The 18,485-nt window shown below is 51.8% G+C and carries 20 protein-coding genes; 11 read left to right on the top strand and 9 right to left on the bottom strand.

The genetic code is table 11. The features are described 5' to 3' along the window. Positions 1–78 precede the first annotated feature (78 nt). The 3 genes from DFR42_RS18250 to DFR42_RS18240 all read left to right on the top strand — a co-directional run bounded on the left by DFR42_RS18250 (position 79) and on the right by DFR42_RS18240 (position 4,138). Positions 79–1,473 carry an MATE family efflux transporter gene (locus DFR42_RS18250; RefSeq protein ID WP_110256458.1) on the top strand — a complete coding sequence of 465 codons (1,395 nt, stop codon included), beginning with the start codon at positions 79–81 and terminating at the stop codon, positions 1,471–1,473. 191 nt (positions 1,474–1,664) lie between these two features. Then, complete coding sequence (gene ychF, locus DFR42_RS18245) at positions 1,665–2,756, top strand: redox-regulated ATPase YchF (RefSeq protein WP_110256457.1); 1,092 nt, start codon at positions 1,665–1,667, stop codon at positions 2,754–2,756. A gap of 215 nt (positions 2,757–2,971) precedes the next feature. Continuing rightward, entirely contained in the window at positions 2,972–4,138 is a 1,167-nt protein-coding gene (locus DFR42_RS18240; protein WP_110256456.1) for a GGDEF domain-containing protein, read from the top strand. A gap of 36 nt (positions 4,139–4,174) precedes the next feature. Here the strand turns inward: DFR42_RS18240 and DFR42_RS18235 are convergent, their stop codons facing one another. Further along, positions 4,175–4,825 carry a cysteine hydrolase family protein gene (locus tag DFR42_RS18235; protein WP_110256455.1) on the bottom strand — a complete coding sequence of 217 codons (651 nt, stop codon included), beginning with the start codon at positions 4,823–4,825 and terminating at the stop codon, positions 4,175–4,177. A 131-nt stretch (positions 4,826–4,956) separates the two neighbouring features. On the opposite strand from DFR42_RS18235, the gene DFR42_RS18230 reads away from it, so the two are divergent. The 4 genes from DFR42_RS18230 to DFR42_RS18215 all read left to right on the top strand — a co-directional run bounded on the left by DFR42_RS18230 (position 4,957) and on the right by DFR42_RS18215 (position 8,657). Beyond that, positions 4,957–5,946, top strand: coding sequence for a GlxA family transcriptional regulator (locus tag DFR42_RS18230; protein WP_110256454.1), 990 nt, complete (start codon positions 4,957–4,959; stop codon positions 5,944–5,946). A gap of 68 nt (positions 5,947–6,014) precedes the next feature. Continuing rightward, on the top strand, positions 6,015–6,857 hold the full coding sequence (locus tag DFR42_RS18225; protein ID WP_110256453.1) for an MOSC domain-containing protein: 843 nt from the start codon (positions 6,015–6,017) through the stop codon (positions 6,855–6,857). 55 nt (positions 6,858–6,912) lie between these two features. After that, on the top strand, positions 6,913–8,046 hold the full coding sequence (locus DFR42_RS18220; protein WP_211324344.1) for a GGDEF domain-containing protein: 1,134 nt from the start codon (positions 6,913–6,915) through the stop codon (positions 8,044–8,046). Positions 8,047–8,162: 116 nt separating this feature from the next. Beyond that, positions 8,163–8,657, top strand: coding sequence for a pyridoxamine 5'-phosphate oxidase family protein (locus tag DFR42_RS18215; RefSeq protein WP_110256451.1), 495 nt, complete (start codon positions 8,163–8,165; stop codon positions 8,655–8,657). Positions 8,658–8,729: 72 nt separating this feature from the next. Here DFR42_RS18215 and DFR42_RS18210 read toward each other — a convergent pair whose 3' ends face one another. The 3 genes from DFR42_RS18210 to rsmD are packed head-to-tail and all read right to left on the bottom strand — an operon-like array spanning position 8,730 to position 10,313. Then, on the bottom strand, positions 8,730–9,005 hold the full coding sequence (locus DFR42_RS18210) for a YfhL family 4Fe-4S dicluster ferredoxin (protein ID WP_110256450.1): 276 nt from the start codon (positions 9,003–9,005) through the stop codon (positions 8,730–8,732). 59 nt (positions 9,006–9,064) lie between these two features. Further along, the gene (coaD, locus tag DFR42_RS18205) at positions 9,065–9,562 is read right to left on the bottom strand and encodes a pantetheine-phosphate adenylyltransferase (RefSeq protein WP_110256449.1); all 498 of its coding nucleotides are present in this window, start codon (positions 9,560–9,562) and stop codon (positions 9,065–9,067) included. Positions 9,563–9,617: 55 nt separating this feature from the next. Beyond that, the gene (gene rsmD / locus DFR42_RS18200; RefSeq protein WP_110256448.1) at positions 9,618–10,313 is read right to left on the bottom strand and encodes a 16S rRNA (guanine(966)-N(2))-methyltransferase RsmD; all 696 of its coding nucleotides are present in this window, start codon (positions 10,311–10,313) and stop codon (positions 9,618–9,620) included. Between the two features lie 107 nt (positions 10,314–10,420). Between rsmD and ftsY the strand changes: the two genes are divergently transcribed. The 4 genes from ftsY (at position 10,421) to rpoH (ending at position 14,430) form a co-directional block, all read left to right on the top strand. Further along, positions 10,421–11,524 (top strand): signal recognition particle-docking protein FtsY, encoded by a 1,104-nt coding sequence (gene ftsY / locus DFR42_RS18195; RefSeq protein WP_110256447.1) that lies wholly within the window; start codon positions 10,421–10,423, stop codon positions 11,522–11,524. Positions 11,525–11,583: 59 nt separating this feature from the next. Next, entirely contained in the window at positions 11,584–12,258 is a 675-nt protein-coding gene (locus tag DFR42_RS18190) for a cell division ATP-binding protein FtsE (RefSeq protein ID WP_110256446.1), read from the top strand. 30 nt (positions 12,259–12,288) lie between these two features. Further along, positions 12,289–13,203 carry a cell division protein FtsX gene (locus tag DFR42_RS18185; RefSeq protein WP_110256445.1) on the top strand — a complete coding sequence of 305 codons (915 nt, stop codon included), beginning with the start codon at positions 12,289–12,291 and terminating at the stop codon, positions 13,201–13,203. Between the two features lie 330 nt (positions 13,204–13,533). Beyond that, the gene (gene rpoH, locus DFR42_RS18180) at positions 13,534–14,430 is read left to right on the top strand and encodes an RNA polymerase sigma factor RpoH (protein WP_110256444.1); all 897 of its coding nucleotides are present in this window, start codon (positions 13,534–13,536) and stop codon (positions 14,428–14,430) included. 118 nt (positions 14,431–14,548) lie between these two features. Here the strand turns inward: rpoH and DFR42_RS18175 are convergent, their stop codons facing one another. From DFR42_RS18175 to DFR42_RS18155, 5 genes are read right to left on the bottom strand one after another with little or no spacing between them, the layout of a single operon-like run. Then, complete coding sequence (locus DFR42_RS18175) at positions 14,549–15,112, bottom strand: SCO family protein (protein WP_425450890.1); 564 nt, start codon at positions 15,110–15,112, stop codon at positions 14,549–14,551. Between the two features lie 23 nt (positions 15,113–15,135). After that, a complete protein-coding gene (cyoE, locus tag DFR42_RS18170) occupies positions 15,136–16,020 on the bottom strand; it encodes a heme o synthase (protein ID WP_110256442.1) in 885 nt (294 codons plus the stop codon). Continuing rightward, positions 16,017–17,108 carry a COX15/CtaA family protein gene (locus DFR42_RS18165; protein WP_110256441.1) on the bottom strand — a complete coding sequence of 364 codons (1,092 nt, stop codon included), beginning with the start codon at positions 17,106–17,108 and terminating at the stop codon, positions 16,017–16,019. The genes cyoE and DFR42_RS18165 overlap by 4 nt, the downstream gene beginning before the upstream one ends. 32 nt (positions 17,109–17,140) lie before the next feature. Beyond that, positions 17,141–17,746, bottom strand: coding sequence for an SCO family protein (locus DFR42_RS18160; protein ID WP_342766853.1), 606 nt, complete (start codon positions 17,744–17,746; stop codon positions 17,141–17,143). Further along, complete coding sequence (locus DFR42_RS18155) at positions 17,733–18,446, bottom strand: SURF1 family protein (RefSeq protein WP_110256439.1); 714 nt, start codon at positions 18,444–18,446, stop codon at positions 17,733–17,735. The genes DFR42_RS18160 and DFR42_RS18155 overlap by 14 nt, the downstream gene beginning before the upstream one ends. Positions 18,447–18,485: the final 39 nt, after the last annotated feature.

Genomic DNA, 18,485 nt, shown 5'->3' with positions numbered 1-18,485 from the left:
CTAGCCAAATTTCGTCAACTGCAAGAGAATTGTTTTCTACGGTAAGATGCTGGTCCAATCCCTCTTTGCCTGTTCCGCATGAAAACCCGCATCCGCACCGAAGCCGCCGCCCTCTGGACCATCGCCTGGCCTGTCTTGATAGGACAACTGGCCACAGTAGGCATGAGCGTGGCCGACGTTGCCATGACCGGCCACCTGAGTGCCGATGATCTGGCAGCAGTATCGCTGGGGGCAAATGTCTGGGTCATTATCCTGGTCAGTGTGATGGGCATCATGATGGCGGTGAATACCATGATTGCCCATGAAGTTGGCGCAGAAAATCATGAGCGTGTACCGCATATGGTGCGCCAGTCCCTGTGGCTGGGTCTGGGCGTGGGCCTGATAGGTTGCCTGTTGTTGAACATCTCTACCCTGGTATTCAACTACCTGCAACTCGACCCCGCCATCAATGCCAAGGCTTCAGAATTTGTCCACGTCATCAGCCTGGGCATGCCTGCGTTTGCCATGTACCGCGCCCTGTATGGCTACACTACCAGCCTGAACCAGACCAAGCCTGTCATGATGATCGCGCTGGGTGGTTTGCTCTTCAATATCGTGGTCAACTGGTTATTCATTTACGGTCATCTGGGTTTTCCAAAACTGGGATCGACCGGCTGCGCACTGGCAACAGGTGCTGGTCTATGGCTGATGCTGGGTGCCATGATATTCTGGATACGCCGTGCTGCCGCATATCGCGAGACTTTCCCCTTCGGTCATTATGAAGGGCCAAACTGGGCAGAAATCCGTTCAACTCTACGCCTGGGCTTGCCGATAGGCGTCACGTATTTTGCTGAAGTCTCGGCCTTTGGCGCAGTTGGTTTGCTGATTGCCCGCTTTGGCGTGGTGCCGGTAGCGGCCAACCAGATCGCGCTTAACTTTTCATCACTGGTTTTCATGGTGCCCATGAGTCTGGGTATAGCCCTGACCACCCGCGTCGGGCAAACCCTGGGCGAAGGTGACCCTGAGCGGGCACGTTTTGTTTCCTGGATAGGTTATGCATTGTCGATGAGTTTTGCGGTTGTCTCGGCACTGGGCATCATGCTGTTCCGTGATCAGGTGGCGGCTGCTTACACTTCAGACCTGGCGGTGCAGGCGATGGCATCCGAGCTGCTGTTGTATGCGGCGATATTCCAGCTATCGGATGCAGCCCAGGTCACGGCATCTTGTGCCATACGCGGTTATAAAGTCACGCGCACACCCATGCTGATACATCTGATGGCCTTCTATGGTTTTGCACTACCCATAGGCTGCCTGCTGGGCCTGGCACCGGCATGGCTGCCCTGGCATCCCGAGCATGCGATGGAAGCACGCGGTTTCTGGACTGGCCTGGTACTGGGGCTGACTATTGCTGGCGTATTGCTGACAGGCTTGCTGCATAAACTCAGCCAGCGCAGGATCAGACAGCCAGCAGGCTTGTCTCATGGCATGGCCTGAATCCTTAACTGATAGCAAAAATAAGTAACTTGCTAGCAAATTAGTCACTGAATCTCTATTATTTCCAGGGCAGTTGCCCTCTTTATCAGCAAAATAAGCACCAGATTTCCTGCAATTCAGGCCAAAAACGGTCTGGAGGGCAGGCTTTCCGGTAAAATAGCGGGTTAATCAAATCCAACTGGCAAAACATCATGAGTCTCAAATGCGGCATCGTCGGCCTGCCTAACGTCGGCAAATCCACACTGTTCAATGCGCTGACCAAAGCGGGCATACCAGCAGAAAATTATCCTTTCTGCACAATTGAGCCTAACGTCGGTGTTGTTGAAGTACCTGATCCGCGTCTGAAACAACTGGCTGAAATCGTCAAACCTGAGCGCATCCAGAATGCCATCGTTGAATTTGTTGATATCGCTGGCCTGGTTGCCGGTGCATCCAAAGGTGAAGGCCTGGGTAACCAGTTCCTCGCCCATATCCGCGAAACTGACGCCATCGTCAACGTGGTGCGCTGCTTTGAAGATGACAATGTGATCCACGTCGCTGGCAAAGTCAGCCCGCTGGACGATATCGAAGTTATCCAGACCGAGCTGGCCCTGGCCGACATGGGCACGGTAGAAAAAGCCATTCACCGCGAAAACAAGAAAGCCCGTTCTGGCGATAAAGATGCACTGAAACTGGTTACCGTGCTGGAACGCATCATGCCTGCCCTGAACGATGCCAAACCTGTGCGCGCCCTGGGCCTGGATGCAGAAGAAATGCTGCTGATCAAACCACTGTGCCTGATCACAGCCAAGCCAGCCATGTATGTTGCCAACGTTTCTGACAGTGGCTTCACCAACAACCCATTGCTGGACCAGTTGACTGCCTATGCAGCATCCCAGAATGCTCCTATCGTGGCAATTTGCGCGTCTATAGAATCTGAAATCGCTGATCTCGACGATGCTGACAAAGCCGAGTTCCTGGCCGACATGGGCATGGAAGAACCTGGCCTGGACCGCCTGATACGTGCTGGTTTCAAACTGCTGGGCCTGCAAACCTACTTCACCGCTGGCGTCAAGGAAGTACGCGCCTGGACTATCCACGTGGGCGACACTGCACCACAAGCAGCCGGCGTCATCCACACCGACTTCGAACGCGGCTTCATCCGCGCACAAACCATTGCATTTGATGACTACATCAATTTCAAAGGCGAATCCGGTGCCAAGGAAGCAGGCAAGATGCGCGCCGAGGGCAAGGAATATGTAGTCAAGGATGGCGATGTGTTGAATTTCCTGTTTAACGTCTAAGTAGCTATCCAGTACCAGAAAACCCCACAAAAAGCCGCGACATTCGCGGCTTTTTTGTTTCCTTTATTGCCCTTGTGTCTGGGATGTAATATTTTAGCTGCAGTGCTGCGTTACAGTACTGCCGTACAGTGCTACGTTACCCAGTACCCTTAACCACCTCGCGGAGAGAATTTGCCTGATAAGTATTCCTGCCCTGCCACTCATGCGAGCCAGACATGAATCTTGATGTCCGCACTATCATGCTGATGTGGAGCGGTATAAATCTGCTGGGTGCTGGCATGATGGCGCTCATCAGTTTTCATGCTGACAATATCAAGGGAGCACGTCAATGGGCACTCGGGCATTGCTGCATGGGTATAGGTATTTTTACGAGTACCCAGATGTCGCCCGAATGGCCTGTATGGATTATTGCCAGCGTGCCTTTCATTACTGGCTGTGGCTTTGGCCTGCTCTTCAATGGGATTGAAGCTTTCAAGGGAAAGACCTGTCATTACTGGATCACAGTATGGATAGGCGGACAAATGATGCTGCAAAGCCTGTGGCTGGGCATGGTGCATGACAATATCCGCATGGTGGTAGCCAGCAACTCATTGCTGGTTTGCGTCATCTTCGCTGCCTGCGCCGTGAGCCTGAGGGTCAAAGCGACGCAACCACTGAAAACCGCCTACAGGCTGGCAGCTGCCTCCTTTTCATTTGTTGCATTGATGAGTTTGCTGAGGGCAATAAATATCCTGCTCAAGCCTGCTGAAGACATTACATTGTTTGCGCAAGGCAATGTCAATCCAGTGTTTCTGGTACTCGGTGGTTTGTCGCAACTTTGTATTTCCCTGTCGCTGGTGCTGCTGATCACTTTTCGCCTGGTCAGTGATTTGCGCGAACAAGCCACGCATGACAGCCTGACTGGTACCTTGAACCGGCGCAGCTTTGAAGATGAATCACGGCGTTTGCTGGCACGTGCCACCCGCACTGGTGATGCCATGTCCATCATCATGATCGATGTGGATTTCTTTAAACACGTCAATGACAAGCATGGTCATCAGGCTGGTGATGAAGTGCTGCGTCGTCTGGCAGCACTATTACAGACCGTCATCCGCAGTGAAGATTGCCTGGCCCGCTATGGTGGTGAAGAATTTTGCATTTTGCTGGCAGGCACCAATGAGCAGGGTGCAGCCCTGCTGGCTGAACGCGTGCGGCTGTTGTATGCAGACCTGCGTGTAGCCTGGAAAGGCGAAAGCCTGCAATGCACACTCAGTGCTGGTGTGGCGGACTCATTGCTGGTAGGGACAGACCTGGCCACACTGGTGGATGCGGCAGACCAGGCACTCTACCGGGCAAAAAATGCAGGGCGTAATTGCATCGCCCTGCATTCTGATTCTGTCTGATTGCTTGCTCGCTGTTTGCCTGCTTGATTGACAGATTCAGGCAGCCTTGCGCTGGCGTCCGGCCAGATGCGATTCCAACACATTACTGACAGGCAGCGCCACGCCGTCCCTGATCGCTGCCAACCAGATGTCGGTAGTTGCAACCGCCGCGAAATTGGAATGAAACACGACGCTGTAGGCACGATGAATTTCTTCGGCGCTGACATAGCCTGCCGCATTGGCATACGGCAATGAGCCTGTGGCATCGCTCAGGGTTTCGACCTGATAGCCATTGTGCGCAGCTTCATAGATGGTGCTGGCATTGCAGTTATGCGTCATATAGCCAACGATGCTGAGGGTATTGATTTCATTCTTTTGCAACCAGGCCGCAGCATCAGTACCGGTGAATACGCTGGCCATGTTTTTTTCTATATGGTGATCGGCATGGCGACTGGCGACCACATCATGCAATTCCCAGGATTTGGAACCACGGGCAAAAATCGGCGAGCTTTCTGATGCCGAATGCTGTACCACCAGGACAGGAATGCCTGCAGCTTTTGCTGCATCCATGGCGCGGCCGATATTGTGCAGGGATACTTTTGGGTCAGGATATTCAATCAGCATATTGCCGGTGAAATATTCATTTTGTACATCGATGACGATCAGGGCGCGCTTGACAGTGTTTTTAACAGTGTTGGAGGTGGTCATGACAGTTTCCTTTTGTGTGGATGATTAAATCAGTTTTGAATCGGCTTTTGCTCTGTTGATGGACTGTATGATGGGCTATAGCGCGCTGAAATATAAGTGACCCGATTGCCAATATTCGATACAATCAGGCCATGCAGATATCTCCACCTGAAAAGACCGTGAATATTGCGGTGCTGGCCTTTGATGGCATCAGCCCCTTTCATTTGTCCGTGCCCTGCATGGTGTTTGGCGAGCACCATGGCGGCATGGACATGCCAGCCTTTGATCTCAAGGTTTGCCTCGATAGCACAGGACGAATACAGCACGAGGTGCAGACCAATGCCGGTTTTGGCATACGGGTGCGGCATGGCTTGTCTACCCTTGCCAAGGCCGACATGGTGGTCGTGCCGTCCTGGCATGATGACTTGCGCCCTGCCCCGCCTGCACTATTGAAAGCCCTGCGCCAGGCGCACCAGCGTGGCGCACGCCTGATAGGTCTGTGCCTGGGTGCCTTTGTGCTGGCAGAGGCTGGTTTGCTGGATGGGCGCAGTGCCACTACACACTGGGCATTGGCCAAGGCATTCTCAGAACGTTATCCGCAAATCAGCCTGGACCCAAATGTCTTGTATGTCGATCATGGTGATGTGATTACCTCGGCAGGTACGGCGGCAGGCATAGATTGTTGCCTGCATGTCTTGCGCGCCAGCTATGGGGCTGATATCGCTGCCCATGTGGCCAGGCGTCTGGTGGTAGCGCCACACAGACAGGGCGGGCAGGCGCAATACATACAGCAACCCTTGCCGGTACTGGCAACTGATGACCGTCTGGCAAGGGTACTGGAATGGATGCTGGCTAACCTGGCCCAGCCGCAGCAACTGGATCAACTGGCACAAAGAGCCTTGATGAGCAGGCGTAGCTTTACCCGGCATTTCCAGCAACAAACTGGCACGACAGTAGGTAAATGGCTCTTGAACCAGCGCCTGGCAATGGCGCAACGGCAACTGGAAACCAGCAAGCGTGGCATTGATGATATTGCTGCAGACACAGGTTTTGGTACGGGTCTATTACTGCGACGTTACTTCGCCCGCGAATTTGGCATATCGCCATCCGCTTATCGCCGTGAATTCCAGGGGAATGCCTGAAAGCTCAGCGTGAATGCAGCTTAGCCATTAAAATAGCTGGTACTGAATTTGCTCACCTATTTTGCACCATGCCCAGCATACTTTCTCTCACTCTCTATCCCATCAAATCTTGCGCTGGCATCGCGCTGGACGCAGCTACCCTGAATGAAACCGGGCTGAGCTTTGAAGGCATCCACGACAGGGAATGGATGCTGGTAGACCAGCAAGGCCTGTTCCTGACACAAAGAGAATTCCCCAGGATGGCCCTGATACGCCCTGAGATACGCAGCGATGGCCTGTACATCCATGCACCGGGCATGCCGGTACTGTCCCTGAATCCACAAGAGGATACCAGCGACACCAGCGTCACCATCTGGGAAGAAAGCTTCACAGCCATGGATTGCGGGCAGGCCATGGCAGACTGGTTCAGCAAGGCACTGGATACACCTTGCCGGCTGGTGCGCAGCACGCAACAGACGCAACGCCATGCAAGCCAGAAATGGACTGGCGACAAGCTGGTGCCTACCCGTTTTTCTGATGGTTATCCGATCTTGCTGACGGCGACTGCCGCGCTCGACGATCTCAATCAACGCCTGGAAAAGCAGGGGCGCAGCGCCTTGCCGATGAACCGCTTCCGCCCGAATATCGTGCTGGATGGCATAGAAGCGTTTGAAGAAGACTATGCCGAGAATTTTGAAATAGGCAGCAAGATACAGTTGCGCCCGGTAAAACCTTGCCCGCGTTGCCCCATGCCTTCAATAGACCAGAGTACCGGCGAATTCGGCCCAGACCCTATGGATATACTGCAAACCTACAGGGCCAATCCTCTGGTGGATGGCGGCATCACCTTTGGCATGAATCTCATCGTTGAGCGAGGTGTGGGCCAGTTATTGCGGGTTGGTGATGTCATGAACATGAATATTGCTTTCTAAGCGACAAGACGCCAAACAAACACGACAGACACTACGGACAACAATGGAAAGCATGATGCCAGCACCTTTGGATGAAGAGCCAGATCAGGCCCAGTCTGCGCTGCTGGAATTGCAAAGCGAAAACCAGGCTTTGCGGGCAAGGCTGGATAGCTTGCTGGAACTGGCGCACCGCAATCAAAACATCATGGCGCGTCACCAGAGTTTTGACCTGAAGATTATTGGTGCCAATAGTTTTCGTGAACTGATCACGAATATTTTCAGCGCACTGGCGGTCACTTCCGAGCTGGATGTGGTGTCACTTGTGTTGTTCGACAAGCTTGGTGACTTGCAGCAAATGCTGAGTGACCTGAAGATAGATTTGAATGAATTCCCGCACCTGATTTTCTTGCGGCATGAAGTTGAACTCAGCCAGCCTGAAACTGCCTTGCGCAAACCCCAACTGGGTTTATATCAAAGCCTGGCGTATTCATCTTATTTCAGCAGCTTTAATAAAAAACCGGCCAGCATTGCCATCATCCCCATGCGCAGGCAGGGCCGCCTGATTGGTTGCCTGAACCTGGGCAGCTTTAAGGCTGACCGTTTCCAGCCGAATATGGCGACTGATTTTATCGAGCGCCTGGGTTCCATCATTGCGATCTGTCTGGAAAACGTCATCAACAATGAACGCCTGACCTATATAGGCCTGACCGACCCTTTGACCAATGTCAGCAACCGCCGCTATGTAGAACAACGCATGCTGGAAGAAATTGCCCGCGCACGCAGACAGAGATACAGCATTGCCTGCATGTATCTGGATATCGATTTCTTCAAGCAAATCAATGACCGCTATGGCCATCAAGGCGGTGACGATGTGTTGAAGGAAGTCGCAAAAAGGATCAAGGATGAATTGCGTTTAAGCGATACCCTGGGCCGTTTTGGTGGTGAAGAATTCGTGGTGGTGCTGGTCAACACCAATCTGCATGATGCGATACAGGTGGCCGAGCGCATACGTAAAAGCATAGCAGGCAATGAATTTGTCTTGAGTGAATCTGGCACTTGCCAGGCCACGATATCGATAGGCCTGACGACCATCGATGAGAACAGCAATTACGACGATGCCAGCAGCATCGCCCGTGATCTGGTGTTGCGCGCCGACCGTGCTTTGTACCAGGCCAAGAATGGTGGACGTAACCAGGTCCGCTGTTTTTAAAATTCTTATTTTTCCATAAGCTTGGCAAGCTACCCGCGTTCGCTAGCGTACAGAGCTAAACGCCGCCCCGGTTTATTGTTACCTCGTTATCAAACACTATCCATAACGAGGCCAGCATGACTACTCACAATGATTCCCTGGAAAAAATCCGTGACATGAGCAAAGATGTCAAATTTGGCATGTTGACTACAGTCGATGAAAACAGCCGCCTGAGCAGTCGCCCGCTGACGAGTCAGCAAGTCGATGCTGCTGGCAATATGTGGTTCTTTATTTCAGATGAAGCGACCTTCATCAGCGCCGTGCAACAACATCCTGAAGTCAATGTGAATTTTTCTGATGTGGATGACAGCCTGTATGTCTCTATCTCAGGTCGTGCCGAAGTCTTGCGTGACCGTCAGAAAGCAGAAGAATTATGGAATGCCATGGTCAAACCCTGGTTCCCTGAAGGTGTGGATGACCCGCACCTGCGTCTCTTGAAAGTGCAGATACATGCAGCGGAATATTGGGATAGTGGCTCCAGCAAGATGATGCAATTATTTGCCATGGCCAAGGCCGCCATCACGGGTGAACAACCGAAAAATATCGGTGAGCATGGGACATTGCGTCCTTGATGCCTTGTGAGAATTTGTGTTGAGAGCCTGATATCCATAGCACAGCATGAATAATGTTGTGCTATGAATGCCTTACGCTGATTGCGGCTTTTGCGGTTCCTGCTTTTTTTGCAGCAGTTCGTATTTCGCCTGCAATTGCTCAGGCGTCTCGCGCCAGGCGGGATTAAATGGAATGCAGCTGACCGGGCAAACCTGCTGGCATTGCGGCTCCGTGTAATGACCTACGCATTCGGTACATTTAAGCGGATCGATCTCGTAAATTTCCGGCCCCATGTAAATGGCGTCATTGGGGCATTCGGGTTCGCAGACATCGCAATTGATGCAATCATCTGTAATCATCAGGGCCATGTTTCACTTTCATGTGCTGCTGGCTTATATCTGCCTGGCAGCACCTGCTAATATTTACTTTAAGACTTGTTCTCGGCCAGCAAAGCGACCTTTTTCTTCAACCAGCGGTCGACGGAAGGGAAAACAAATTTTGACACATCGCCACCAAACATGGCGATTTCACGCACTATTGTGCCTGAAATAAATTGATATTGATCAGAAGGTGTCAGGAACAGGGTTTCTACATCTGGCAACAGATAACGGTTCATGCCCGCCATCTGGAATTCATATTCAAAGTCAGACACAGCACGCAGGCCGCGCACGATAACGCGCGCATCATTTTTGCGCACAAAGTCTTTTAGCAGACCTGAGAAACTTTCCACTTTGACATTCGGGTAATGTCCCAGCACTTCATTGGCAATTTCCAGGCGTTCATCCAGGGAGAAAAATGGATTCTTGCTTTTGCTATCCGCCACACCCACCACCAAAGTATCAAAAAGACCGGATGCGCGACGCACCAAGTCTTCATGACCGCGTGTCAGCGGATCAAATGTTCCCGGATAAACGGCTGTGACCATCTTCACTCCCTTTTTTCGCAATCTGCATAAGGATATGCACCAAGTTGAGCAGGCATTATGCCTGATTTTCGTGCGCCTCATGCGGCAAAATGTTGCGTTGCAGTATATGGAAGTAGACGCTGCCTGCTTTATCTGCGCGGATAAGCTGCCATCCGCTTAATAATTTAGCTATTTTCTCATTGCCTGCTTCATCACCTGCAGTTTCAACCAAGGGAAACTCTGATTCGACGTAAATGCAGCCCTTAGGACTCAGCACTTGTGCACATGCTGGCAAGATGCGACCTAGCCAGTCCTGCTCAAAAGGCGGGTCAAGGAAGATCACATCCATCTTTTGTGGCTGGTTTGCCATGCTTTCAATTGCCTTGAGGGCATCCCCCCTCAGCAGTTTGCACTGGCTGGCCTGCAATTTGTCGCGCACTTGCTCCAGTTGCTTGTAAGCCGGGGTATGTGCCTCCACCATAATGACCTGGGCTGCACCGCGGCTGGCAGCTTCAAAACCCAGCGCGCCACTACCGGCGAACAGGTCCAGGCAATGCACGCCGGTCCAGTTGTTGTGCAGCAGGTGGTTAAGCCAGTTGAACAGGGTTTCCCTGACACGGTCTGGCGTAGGGCGCAAACCCTCGGCGTCAACCACGCTGAGCAGGCTGCGTTTCCAGACGCCGCCTATGATGCGGATCTGGTGGTTTTGACGTTTTACCGGTGCCGCTTTTGCGGCCGCGCTTTTTGTTTTTTTATTACTATTTGTTTTCATTGCATGCTTGCTACGGCTAAATCTGTTTATCTTGCGCTGTCTGTTAAAATGGCAGCATTCTAATATCAGGGCTGGCTTTTTTGCCGCCCGCACTCCCAAATATCCCGATGTTTAGTTTTTTCAAAAAGAAGCCCAAAGAAGAGCCGCCAGTTGTTGTGGCTGAGCCGGCACCCCTTAGTACGGCGCCAGCCAGTCCTGCACCTGGTACTGCTACGCCTGCCATTGTTACTACTATTACCGCTCCTGCGCCTGTGGCTGAAGTCAAGCCAGCATCGACAGAAGTTGTAGCCCCTCAGGCCCCCGAACCTGAGCAAAAACGCTCATGGTTAAGCCGCCTGAAAGCCGGATTGGCCAAAACTTCCTCGAATCTTACCACCCTCTTCATCGGTGCCCGCATAGATGATGATTTGTATGAAGAGCTGGAAGCCGCCTTGCTGACTTCGGATGCCGGTGTCGAAGCCACGCAGTTCCTGCTGGATGGATTAAAGAAAAAGGTCAAGGAAGAGAAGCTGACGGATGCTGAGCAAGTCAAGGCAGCACTCAAAGTCTTGCTGCTGGAATTACTGACACCTTTGCAAAAACCGCTGGAACTGGGTCGTTATCAACCTCTGGTCATGATGATCACTGGTGTCAATGGTGCAGGCAAGACCACCACCATAGGCAAACTGGCCAAGCATATGCAAAGCCATCAGCAATCGGTGTTACTGGCGGCGGGCGACACTTTCCGTGCGGCAGCACGTGAGCAGTTGACGATCTGGGGCGAGCGCAATAATGTTACCGTCATCGCGCAAGAATCCGGTGACCCTGCTGCAGTTGCCTTTGATGCGGTAGCCTCGGCCCGTGCCCGTGGCACTGACGTGGTCATGGTGGATACGGCAGGCCGCCTGCCTACCCAGTTGCATCTGATGGAAGAATTGAAAAAGATCAAGCGTGTCATCGCCAAAGGCATGGATGGCGCACCGCAAGAAGTCTTGCTCATTATTGATGGCAATACTGGTCAGAATGCGCTGGCCCAGGTCAAGGCCTTTGATGATGCCCTGCAATTGACTGGTTTGGTCATCACCAAACTAGATGGGACAGCCAAGGGCGGTGTGCTGGCAGCTATTGCTAAGAATCGCCCCGTGCCTGTTTACTTCATCGGCATAGGTGAACAGATAGAAGACTTGCAACCATTTAATGCCCAGGAATTTGTTGACGCGCTGCTCAGCTAAATGTAACTGAGAACAAGTGCAGCAGCCATTGATGAAGCTCAAAAAGACCATACGCGACCATGATTGAATTTGAACACGTCAGCAAACAATATTCGCAAGATGCCTATGCGCTCAAGGATGTTTCCCTGTCGATAGGCGCTGGTGAACTGATCTTCCTGGCTGGCCCTTCAGGTGCGGGCAAGTCTACCCTGCTGAAGATGATTGCAGGCATAGAAAAACCGACTGCTGGCCAGGTCAAGGTCAATGGCCAGGACATCAGCAAACTGAAAAGCAGCAGCCTGCCCTATCTGCGCCGCAAGCTGGGCTTGATTTTGCAAGACCAAAAACTATTGACCGATCGCCATGTGCTGGCCAATGTCATGCTGCCGATTATCGTCACCGGTGCTTCGCAGGCTGAAGCCGAGACCCGCGCCCGTATTGCACTTGAGAAAGTTGGGCTGCCGGACAAGGCTTATTCCATGCCGCTGGCCTTATCAGGCGGCGAACAACAGCGGGTGGCTATTGCCCGCGCGATTGTCAACCGGCCACAAATTATCCTGGCAGATGAACCGACGGCCTTTCTGGACAGAGACAATGCCAACAAGGTGCTGGGTGCACTGAAGGCTTTCCAGAGTGCTGGCGTGACCTGCATTATTTCCAGTCACGATGAACAATTTCTCGACCAGGCCAGCCGTGTGATTTATCTGAGCCAGGGAAAAGTAGTCGAGACCTGGAAATCCTCGCTGGCGGCCTGATCTGAAAAAAAGAATAACAAGGAAGAATTCATGACCAACTGGTTTCGTCAACACTTGTTCGCCATCAAGAGTGCTTGCTCCCATTTGCGCGACAGCCCTGGCAATTTTCTGTTCAATGTACTGGTGGTGGCGATTGCATTGGCCCTGCCGATTGCTGGCCTGACACTGATAGAAAATATACGGCCCATCTCTTCGCAACTGTCTATCGAGCCAGAAATCAGTATCTTCGTCAGCCCGGACACGCCAAGGGCAACTGCTACTGCCTTGTCGATACCGCTGAAGAAACTGCTAAAAGAAAAAAATATCACGGCAAACGTGAACTTCATTCCCAAGGATAAGGCGCTGGCCAGCCTGGAGCAATCATCCAATCTGGCAGAAGTCTTATCCACCCTGGGTGGCAATCCTTTGCCAGACGCTTATATACTGTCCATGTCGAATAATGATGCTGGCAAGATAGAAGCACTGGTAGAAGAAATCAAACAGATGCCAGATGTAGATGTCGTGCAGCTGGATTCAGCCTGGGTCAAACGTCTGGCGGCGCTGGTACAAATCATGCAACTGGGTTTGTTATTCCTGGCAATCACGCTGGGCGTTGTTGTGGTGGTAGTGGTATTTAATGCCACCCGCCTGCAAGTCATTTCACACAGGGCTGAAATTGCCGTGACTCGTTTGCTGGGTGCCACCAACAGCTTTATCCACAAGCCCTATTACTATACCGGCGCACTGCTGGGTTTACTGGCGGGTGGCCTGGCGCTGGGCATGATCGCTGCATCGCTTCAGCCTCTGAACAAGGCGATTGCTGAATTTGCTAAATTATATGCCTCAGAATTTCACCTCGCTCCGTTGGGTATCGTACAGAGCGCCATCTTATTGGCGGTTAGTATGCTACTAGGGTTGGCAGGAGTTTTTCTTTCCGTGCGACGACAGCTGGCGCGCGCAAGCTAAATTATTAGCTGCTATTGCAAAATAAATCCGGTCTTGTTTCGTCTACTCGGTGTTGGCCGTATTTTTATATGGCCGACGTCAGGGTGGAGCCAGGTACCTTGATTTGCAACAGCCTCTTACAATTTGCATCAATAGAACTGCAACTTTCAAGCCTGAGCCATATCTAAGCAGTATAAATGTTGTAAATGAATGCTAGTTTTTCAATAGATTTATTTGATGAAGTTCATAGAATCTGATTATTAGCACTCTTCTCAAGAGAGTGCTAATATAGGAGCTTGAAAGTGCCAAAAGGAGTAATTGATACTCTTAAGGCAGCAATAAGGAGGAAAAATGGCAACTACATCGACACAATTGATCCCTGCAACTGACAGCACAGCACTGGCCCTGGGTTTTAGTGGCACGCTGGGTAATATTGATGCCTATATCTCTGCAGTTAATCGTCTGCCTATGCTCACGCATCAGGAAGAGATAGACTTTGCAAACAAATTACGTAATGACAATGACCTGGCTGCCGCACAGCAACTGGTTATGTCACATCTGCGTCTGGTTGTATCCATCGCCCGTGGTTACCTGGGTTATGGCTTGCCCCATGCAGACTTGATCCAGGAAGGCAATATCGGCCTGATGAAAGCCGTCAAGCGTTTCGACCCTGACCAGGGTGTGCGCCTTGTGTCTTATGCCATGCACTGGATCAAGGCTGAAATGCATGAGTACATTTTGAAAAACTGGCGCCTGGTTAAAGTAGCAACTACGAAAGCTCAGCGCAAACTGTTCTTTAACCTGCGCAGCCATAAAGAAGGCCTGGACGCGATGACACCAAAACAAATTGATGCCCTGGCATCAACTTTGGATGTCAAACGCGAAGAAGTCATAGAAATGGAAATGCGTTTGTCTGGTCACGATATCGCTCTGGATGCACCGACGGATGATGACGATGAGAAATTTGCTCCCATCGCTTATCTGAAAACTGAGTCCGACGAACCTACCCGTGTTCTGGAAACACGCCAGTATGACCGTCTGCAAAGCGAAGGCCTGGAATCTGCATTGTCCAAGCTGGATGCACGCTCACGCCACATCATAGAATCACGCTGGCTGAAAAATGATGATGGTACAGGTGCGACTTTGCACGAACTGGCTGATGAATACGGTGTTTCTGCCGAGCGCATACGCCAGATCGAAAGCGCAGCCCTGAAGAAAATGAAGGGCAGCCTCAGCAGTTTTGCTTGATCAAACATGCAGTAGGAATGACAAAGGCACTCGCGAGAGTGCCTTTTGTTTTATGCGAAGGAATTTTACTACTCTAAAGCGTTATGATTTGCGCCATCTGCCATATCTAGGCCTGAATTTACTTGAGCAAGATTTTCAAATCATGCGCAACAGGCTCCGCACCCTGACCATGACGCAAGAATAAACGTATGCGGCCCTGAGGATCAAATACATAACTGCCCGCAGTATGGTCTACGGTATAGCTGCCTGGTGTCTTGCCTGCTACCTTTTGGTAAAACACCTTGAATTCTTTTGCCACCTTCGCAGTAGCTGCAGCATCACCATACAGGCCGAGAAAGCGTTTGTCGAAGTTGGGTACATAACTGGCCAGCAAGGCCTGGGTATCACGCTCAGGATCGAGCGTCACGAACAAGACCTGCACCTTGTCAGCATCAGACCCCAGCAATTTCATGACGCTTGCCATTTCTGCCATGGTGGTAGGGCAGACATCCGGACACTGGGTATAGCCAAAAAAGATGACGACAGCCTTGCCTTTGAAATCTGCCAGGGTGCGCGGCTTGCCATTGTGATCCGTCAGGGCAAAGTCCTTGGCGTAATCGAGGCCAGTGAGATCTGTATTATTGAATTTTTCCTGAACTGGCATGCAAGCCGCCAGGCCCAGCAAACTCAGCGCCATCAGCATACTGGCCAGATGCTTGAAAATTTTCATAGCTTGATATAGTGGTCAACCAGCAAGGCTGCAAACAGCAGGGACAGGTAGATGATGGAAAATGTAAAGGTCTTGCGCGCCAGCACATCATCATAGTGCTTGTAGATGCGCCATGCATACCACAGGAAAATCAGGCCCAGGATGATCGCGCTGACGAGGTAAATCAGGCCACTCATATGCACGGCATAAGGCAGCATGGTCGTAGCAAACAAGGCAATGGTGTACAGCCAGATATGGAAACGGGTAAATTCCAGACCATGGGTAATTGGCAACATGGGCAGGCCGGAGCGCGCGTAATCATCGCGCCTGTACATGGCCAGCGCCCAGAAATGCGGCGGCGTCCAGACAAAGATGATCAAGACCAGCAACCATGCCTGCATGGGCACATCATTTGCCACAGCCGCCCAGCCCAGCGCCGGTGGCATGGCCCCGGACAGACCACCGATGACGATGTTTTGCGGTGTCGCAGGTTTCAGGATAATGGTGTACACAACGGCATAGCCAACAAAGGTGATAAAGGTCAGCCACATGGTCAGGGGATTAACCATGGTGTACAGGACCCACATACCCATGCCGCCGATTACGCCGGAAAATACCAGGGTCTGCGGCACAGTGATCTCACCCTGAGCAGTCGCACGGCGTGCAGTTCTTGCCATGCGGGAATCAATTTCTTTTTCTACCAGGCAATTAACCGCAAACGCGGCACCTGCCAGCAGCCAGATACCTATGGTAGCGGGGACAACAATGCGCCAGTCAGGCAGCTCCGGTGTCGCCAGGAACATGCCTATGACGGCACAAAACACAGCAAGCTGGGTAACACGGGGCTTGGTCAACGCCCAGTACTGAGCCAGTCGGTTGGAGGGCAAACTTAAAGTGGTCATGATCTATCTTTGGCAGCGGCAAGGCTCACATGCCTTATGCGGTAGTTTAACATGGTCAGCAAAAGCACGAGCATGGCTGCCATTCCATTATGCAAAACTGCCAGCAGCAGGGGCCAGGAAAAAAATACGGTAGAAATACCGATAATGAATTGGGCAAGGATGGCCATCAACAGCTGATTCCCCAGCTTTTCCAGCCCGGCAATCTTGCGTGCCCTTAGTGCAGCCCAGAGGCAGGCAGCCACCACCAACAGGGCAAAATTTCTATGTACCCAGTGTATGGCAACCAGGGCATTGAAGGGCAGATAATTGCCATCGACGGTCTGGCCCAGTTGACGCCAAAGGCTGAAGCCATGTTCAAAGTCCATCGCGGGGATGACCTGTCTATTACACATGGGGTAATCATGACATGCCAGAGCAGCATAGTTAGTGCTTACCCATCCACCCAGAGCGATTTGTATAAAGACCAGTAGCAAAGCCAGGGTGGCAGGCCATAGCATGCGCCTGGCATTCCCGGCAGCGATATTCACGATGGCAAGAGACGAGGCTTGCTGTTCAAGGCTGGCACTTAATAATGATAATAGCCCCATTCCCAGTATCAAGTGTATGGTCACTATGATGGGTTGCAGCTTGAGGGTGACGGTCCAGGCACCAAAAGCACCTTGCAGGCACACAAAGAACAGCAGGAAAGTCGCCAGCCAGGGGCTGGAATTGAGCTGACGGCGGCGTGCCCAGGCGATGCTCATCTGGGCAATGATGAGTATGCCCACGCTCATGGCCAGATAGCGGTGCACCATTTCTATCCAGGCTTTTTGCAAAGTCACGGGTCCACCAGGCATGGCAATTTCTGCCGCCTTGATAGCCGCATGGGATTGCAGCGGATTGGCCTGGCCATAACAACCTGGCCAGTCCGGGCAACCCAGGCCAGAATCCGTCAGGCGGGTAAAGGCGCCAAACATGATGAGTTCAAAAGTTAGCGTGACGGTGACTGCGATGAGTTTGCGGTATTTATTCTTTTCTTTGGAAAAGAAAACCATAGCCGCCGGTATCACCGCGACCATCAGTGCTGTCAATGCTATCTGCAACCACATGATTATTGTTTAACCTATCGCTAATCTATGGATTAACCTATCGCCGAAGCGCGCAATAATTTGCTGAGGTCTTTTTTGATCTTGTTGGCATCGGCATCCTTCTGGTAACGCATCATCAGATTGCCGCGTGGGTCTATCAGGTAAATATGGTCGCTGATCTGGGTGTCGCTTTCTGTCGGCAGCCAGGCTTTCAATGCCGCAGGGTCGACTTTCAGCATGCGCGCACCATCATGCTGGCGTATCAGCATGGTATCGATAGGCGCATCATCAGTGATCAGCCAGACGCGTTCTATCCTGTCCATTTCCTTGCCCTGGGCAGTGCGTAACTGGCGGATGTCATACATTCTCTTTTGGCAAACCTCAGCGCAAGCGCCGCTATCTATCTGCACCATCAGCCATTTACCTTGATAGGCTTCGAGGCCAATTGCAGGATCATTGGGCGCAGCACCCAGCAAATGCCCTGCCAGTTTAGGCATGGGGTAATTGCGCGGGTCCAGTATGGTGCCGTAATTGGTGCGGCCACTGGGTTTGATGACATAGTAGGTGAAATAAGAAAAAATCATGGGGGCGGCACAGACTGCCACTACCAGCAATAATTTCCAGCGACCACTTGAAGTTTGCTTATCAGTTTTTTCCACGACGAAATCCAGTAACAACAAAAAATAAGAAGGCCATCAAGGCCAGCGCATACCATTGAAAAGCATAGCCCCGGTGTTTGTCCGCACCCGCTGAAGGCATGGGCCAGTCACGTGACAAGCCATCGTCAAAAGCAGAAGTCTGCTCCACCACGAAGGGGTAAAAATCCCAGCCCGTCTGTTTCGCCAGGGCTGCGACATCCACATTTTGCAAAAGGCTACCAGGTTTGACGGTTTCGGCCTGGCCAAGTTGCATTACCCGGTCAAGTTTGTCACGCATCATACCCTCGATCACGATCTGCCCTGCCGGAACAGGTACGACCGGCATCTGCATCCTGTCACGTGCATTGCGTGGGTGCCAGCCTCTGGCGACCAGTACATATTTGCTACTGCCTGCCAGTTTCAGTGGCATCAGCACATATACACCAGCCTTGCCCTGCAAGGGGCGATTGTCCAGATATAGCGGCCATTCACGTATCAATTGCCCGTTGAGCTGCAATTTGCGAAATGCCAGCAGTTGCTCAGGCGGGGTCTGTGCATTCAATGACAGGGCGGGTAAATGCTGGCGCGCGGTCAATTGCACAGCCAGCATTTCTTTTTCTTCAGCTCTGTGCGTCTGCCATTGCGCCAAAGCGATACCCAGGCTGATCAACAGCAGGCAGGCAATGAAGGGGATCAGGCGGAAGCGGAAGGAAATAGGCATTCAGGTAGTAAGGTATTACAATGCAGGAGTCGATTAATT

Origin of the sequence: Undibacterium pigrum (genome assembly GCF_003201815.1) — a bacterium.
Lineage (GTDB): Bacteria > Pseudomonadota > Gammaproteobacteria > Burkholderiales > Burkholderiaceae_D > Undibacterium > Undibacterium pigrum.
Note: the sequence above shows the minus strand (reverse complement) of the source record. Positions and strands in the feature narration are given on the sequence as shown.

Excerpts from the sequence above, each read along its gene's own strand:
- DFR42_RS18225 (WP_110256453.1), top strand. The coding sequence starts at position 6,015 with ATGCCCAGCATACTTTCTCTCACTCTCTATCCCATCAAATCTTGCGCT.
- ychF (WP_110256457.1), top strand. The coding sequence starts at position 1,665 with ATGAGTCTCAAATGCGGCATCGTCGGCCTGCCTAACGTCGGCAAATCC.
- cyoE (WP_110256442.1), bottom strand. The coding sequence starts at position 16,020 with ATGACCACTTTAAGTTTGCCCTCCAACCGACTGGCTCAGTACTGGGCG.
- DFR42_RS18190 (WP_110256446.1), top strand. The coding sequence starts at position 11,584 with ATGATTGAATTTGAACACGTCAGCAAACAATATTCGCAAGATGCCTAT.
- DFR42_RS18235 (WP_110256455.1), bottom strand. The coding sequence starts at position 4,825 with ATGACCACCTCCAACACTGTTAAAAACACTGTCAAGCGCGCCCTGATC.
- DFR42_RS18210 (WP_110256450.1), bottom strand. The coding sequence starts at position 9,005 with ATGGCCCTGATGATTACAGATGATTGCATCAATTGCGATGTCTGCGAA.
- DFR42_RS18250 (WP_110256458.1), top strand. The coding sequence starts at position 79 with ATGAAAACCCGCATCCGCACCGAAGCCGCCGCCCTCTGGACCATCGCC.
- DFR42_RS18165 (WP_110256441.1), bottom strand. The coding sequence starts at position 17,108 with ATGTGGTTGCAGATAGCATTGACAGCACTGATGGTCGCGGTGATACCG.
- DFR42_RS18230 (WP_110256454.1), top strand. The coding sequence starts at position 4,957 with ATGCAGATATCTCCACCTGAAAAGACCGTGAATATTGCGGTGCTGGCC.
- DFR42_RS18215 (WP_110256451.1), top strand. The coding sequence starts at position 8,163 with ATGACTACTCACAATGATTCCCTGGAAAAAATCCGTGACATGAGCAAA.
- rpoH (WP_110256444.1), top strand. The coding sequence starts at position 13,534 with ATGGCAACTACATCGACACAATTGATCCCTGCAACTGACAGCACAGCA.
- DFR42_RS18185 (WP_110256445.1), top strand. The coding sequence starts at position 12,289 with ATGACCAACTGGTTTCGTCAACACTTGTTCGCCATCAAGAGTGCTTGC.
- DFR42_RS18220 (WP_211324344.1), top strand. The coding sequence starts at position 6,913 with ATGCCAGCACCTTTGGATGAAGAGCCAGATCAGGCCCAGTCTGCGCTG.
- rsmD (WP_110256448.1), bottom strand. The coding sequence starts at position 10,313 with ATGAAAACAAATAGTAATAAAAAAACAAAAAGCGCGGCCGCAAAAGCG.
- ftsY (WP_110256447.1), top strand. The coding sequence starts at position 10,421 with ATGTTTAGTTTTTTCAAAAAGAAGCCCAAAGAAGAGCCGCCAGTTGTT.
- DFR42_RS18175 (WP_425450890.1), bottom strand. The coding sequence starts at position 15,112 with ATGCTGATGGCGCTGAGTTTGCTGGGCCTGGCGGCTTGCATGCCAGTT.
- DFR42_RS18240 (WP_110256456.1), top strand. The coding sequence starts at position 2,972 with ATGAATCTTGATGTCCGCACTATCATGCTGATGTGGAGCGGTATAAAT.
- coaD (WP_110256449.1), bottom strand. The coding sequence starts at position 9,562 with ATGGTCACAGCCGTTTATCCGGGAACATTTGATCCGCTGACACGCGGT.
- DFR42_RS18155 (WP_110256439.1), bottom strand. The coding sequence starts at position 18,446 with ATGCCTATTTCCTTCCGCTTCCGCCTGATCCCCTTCATTGCCTGCCTG.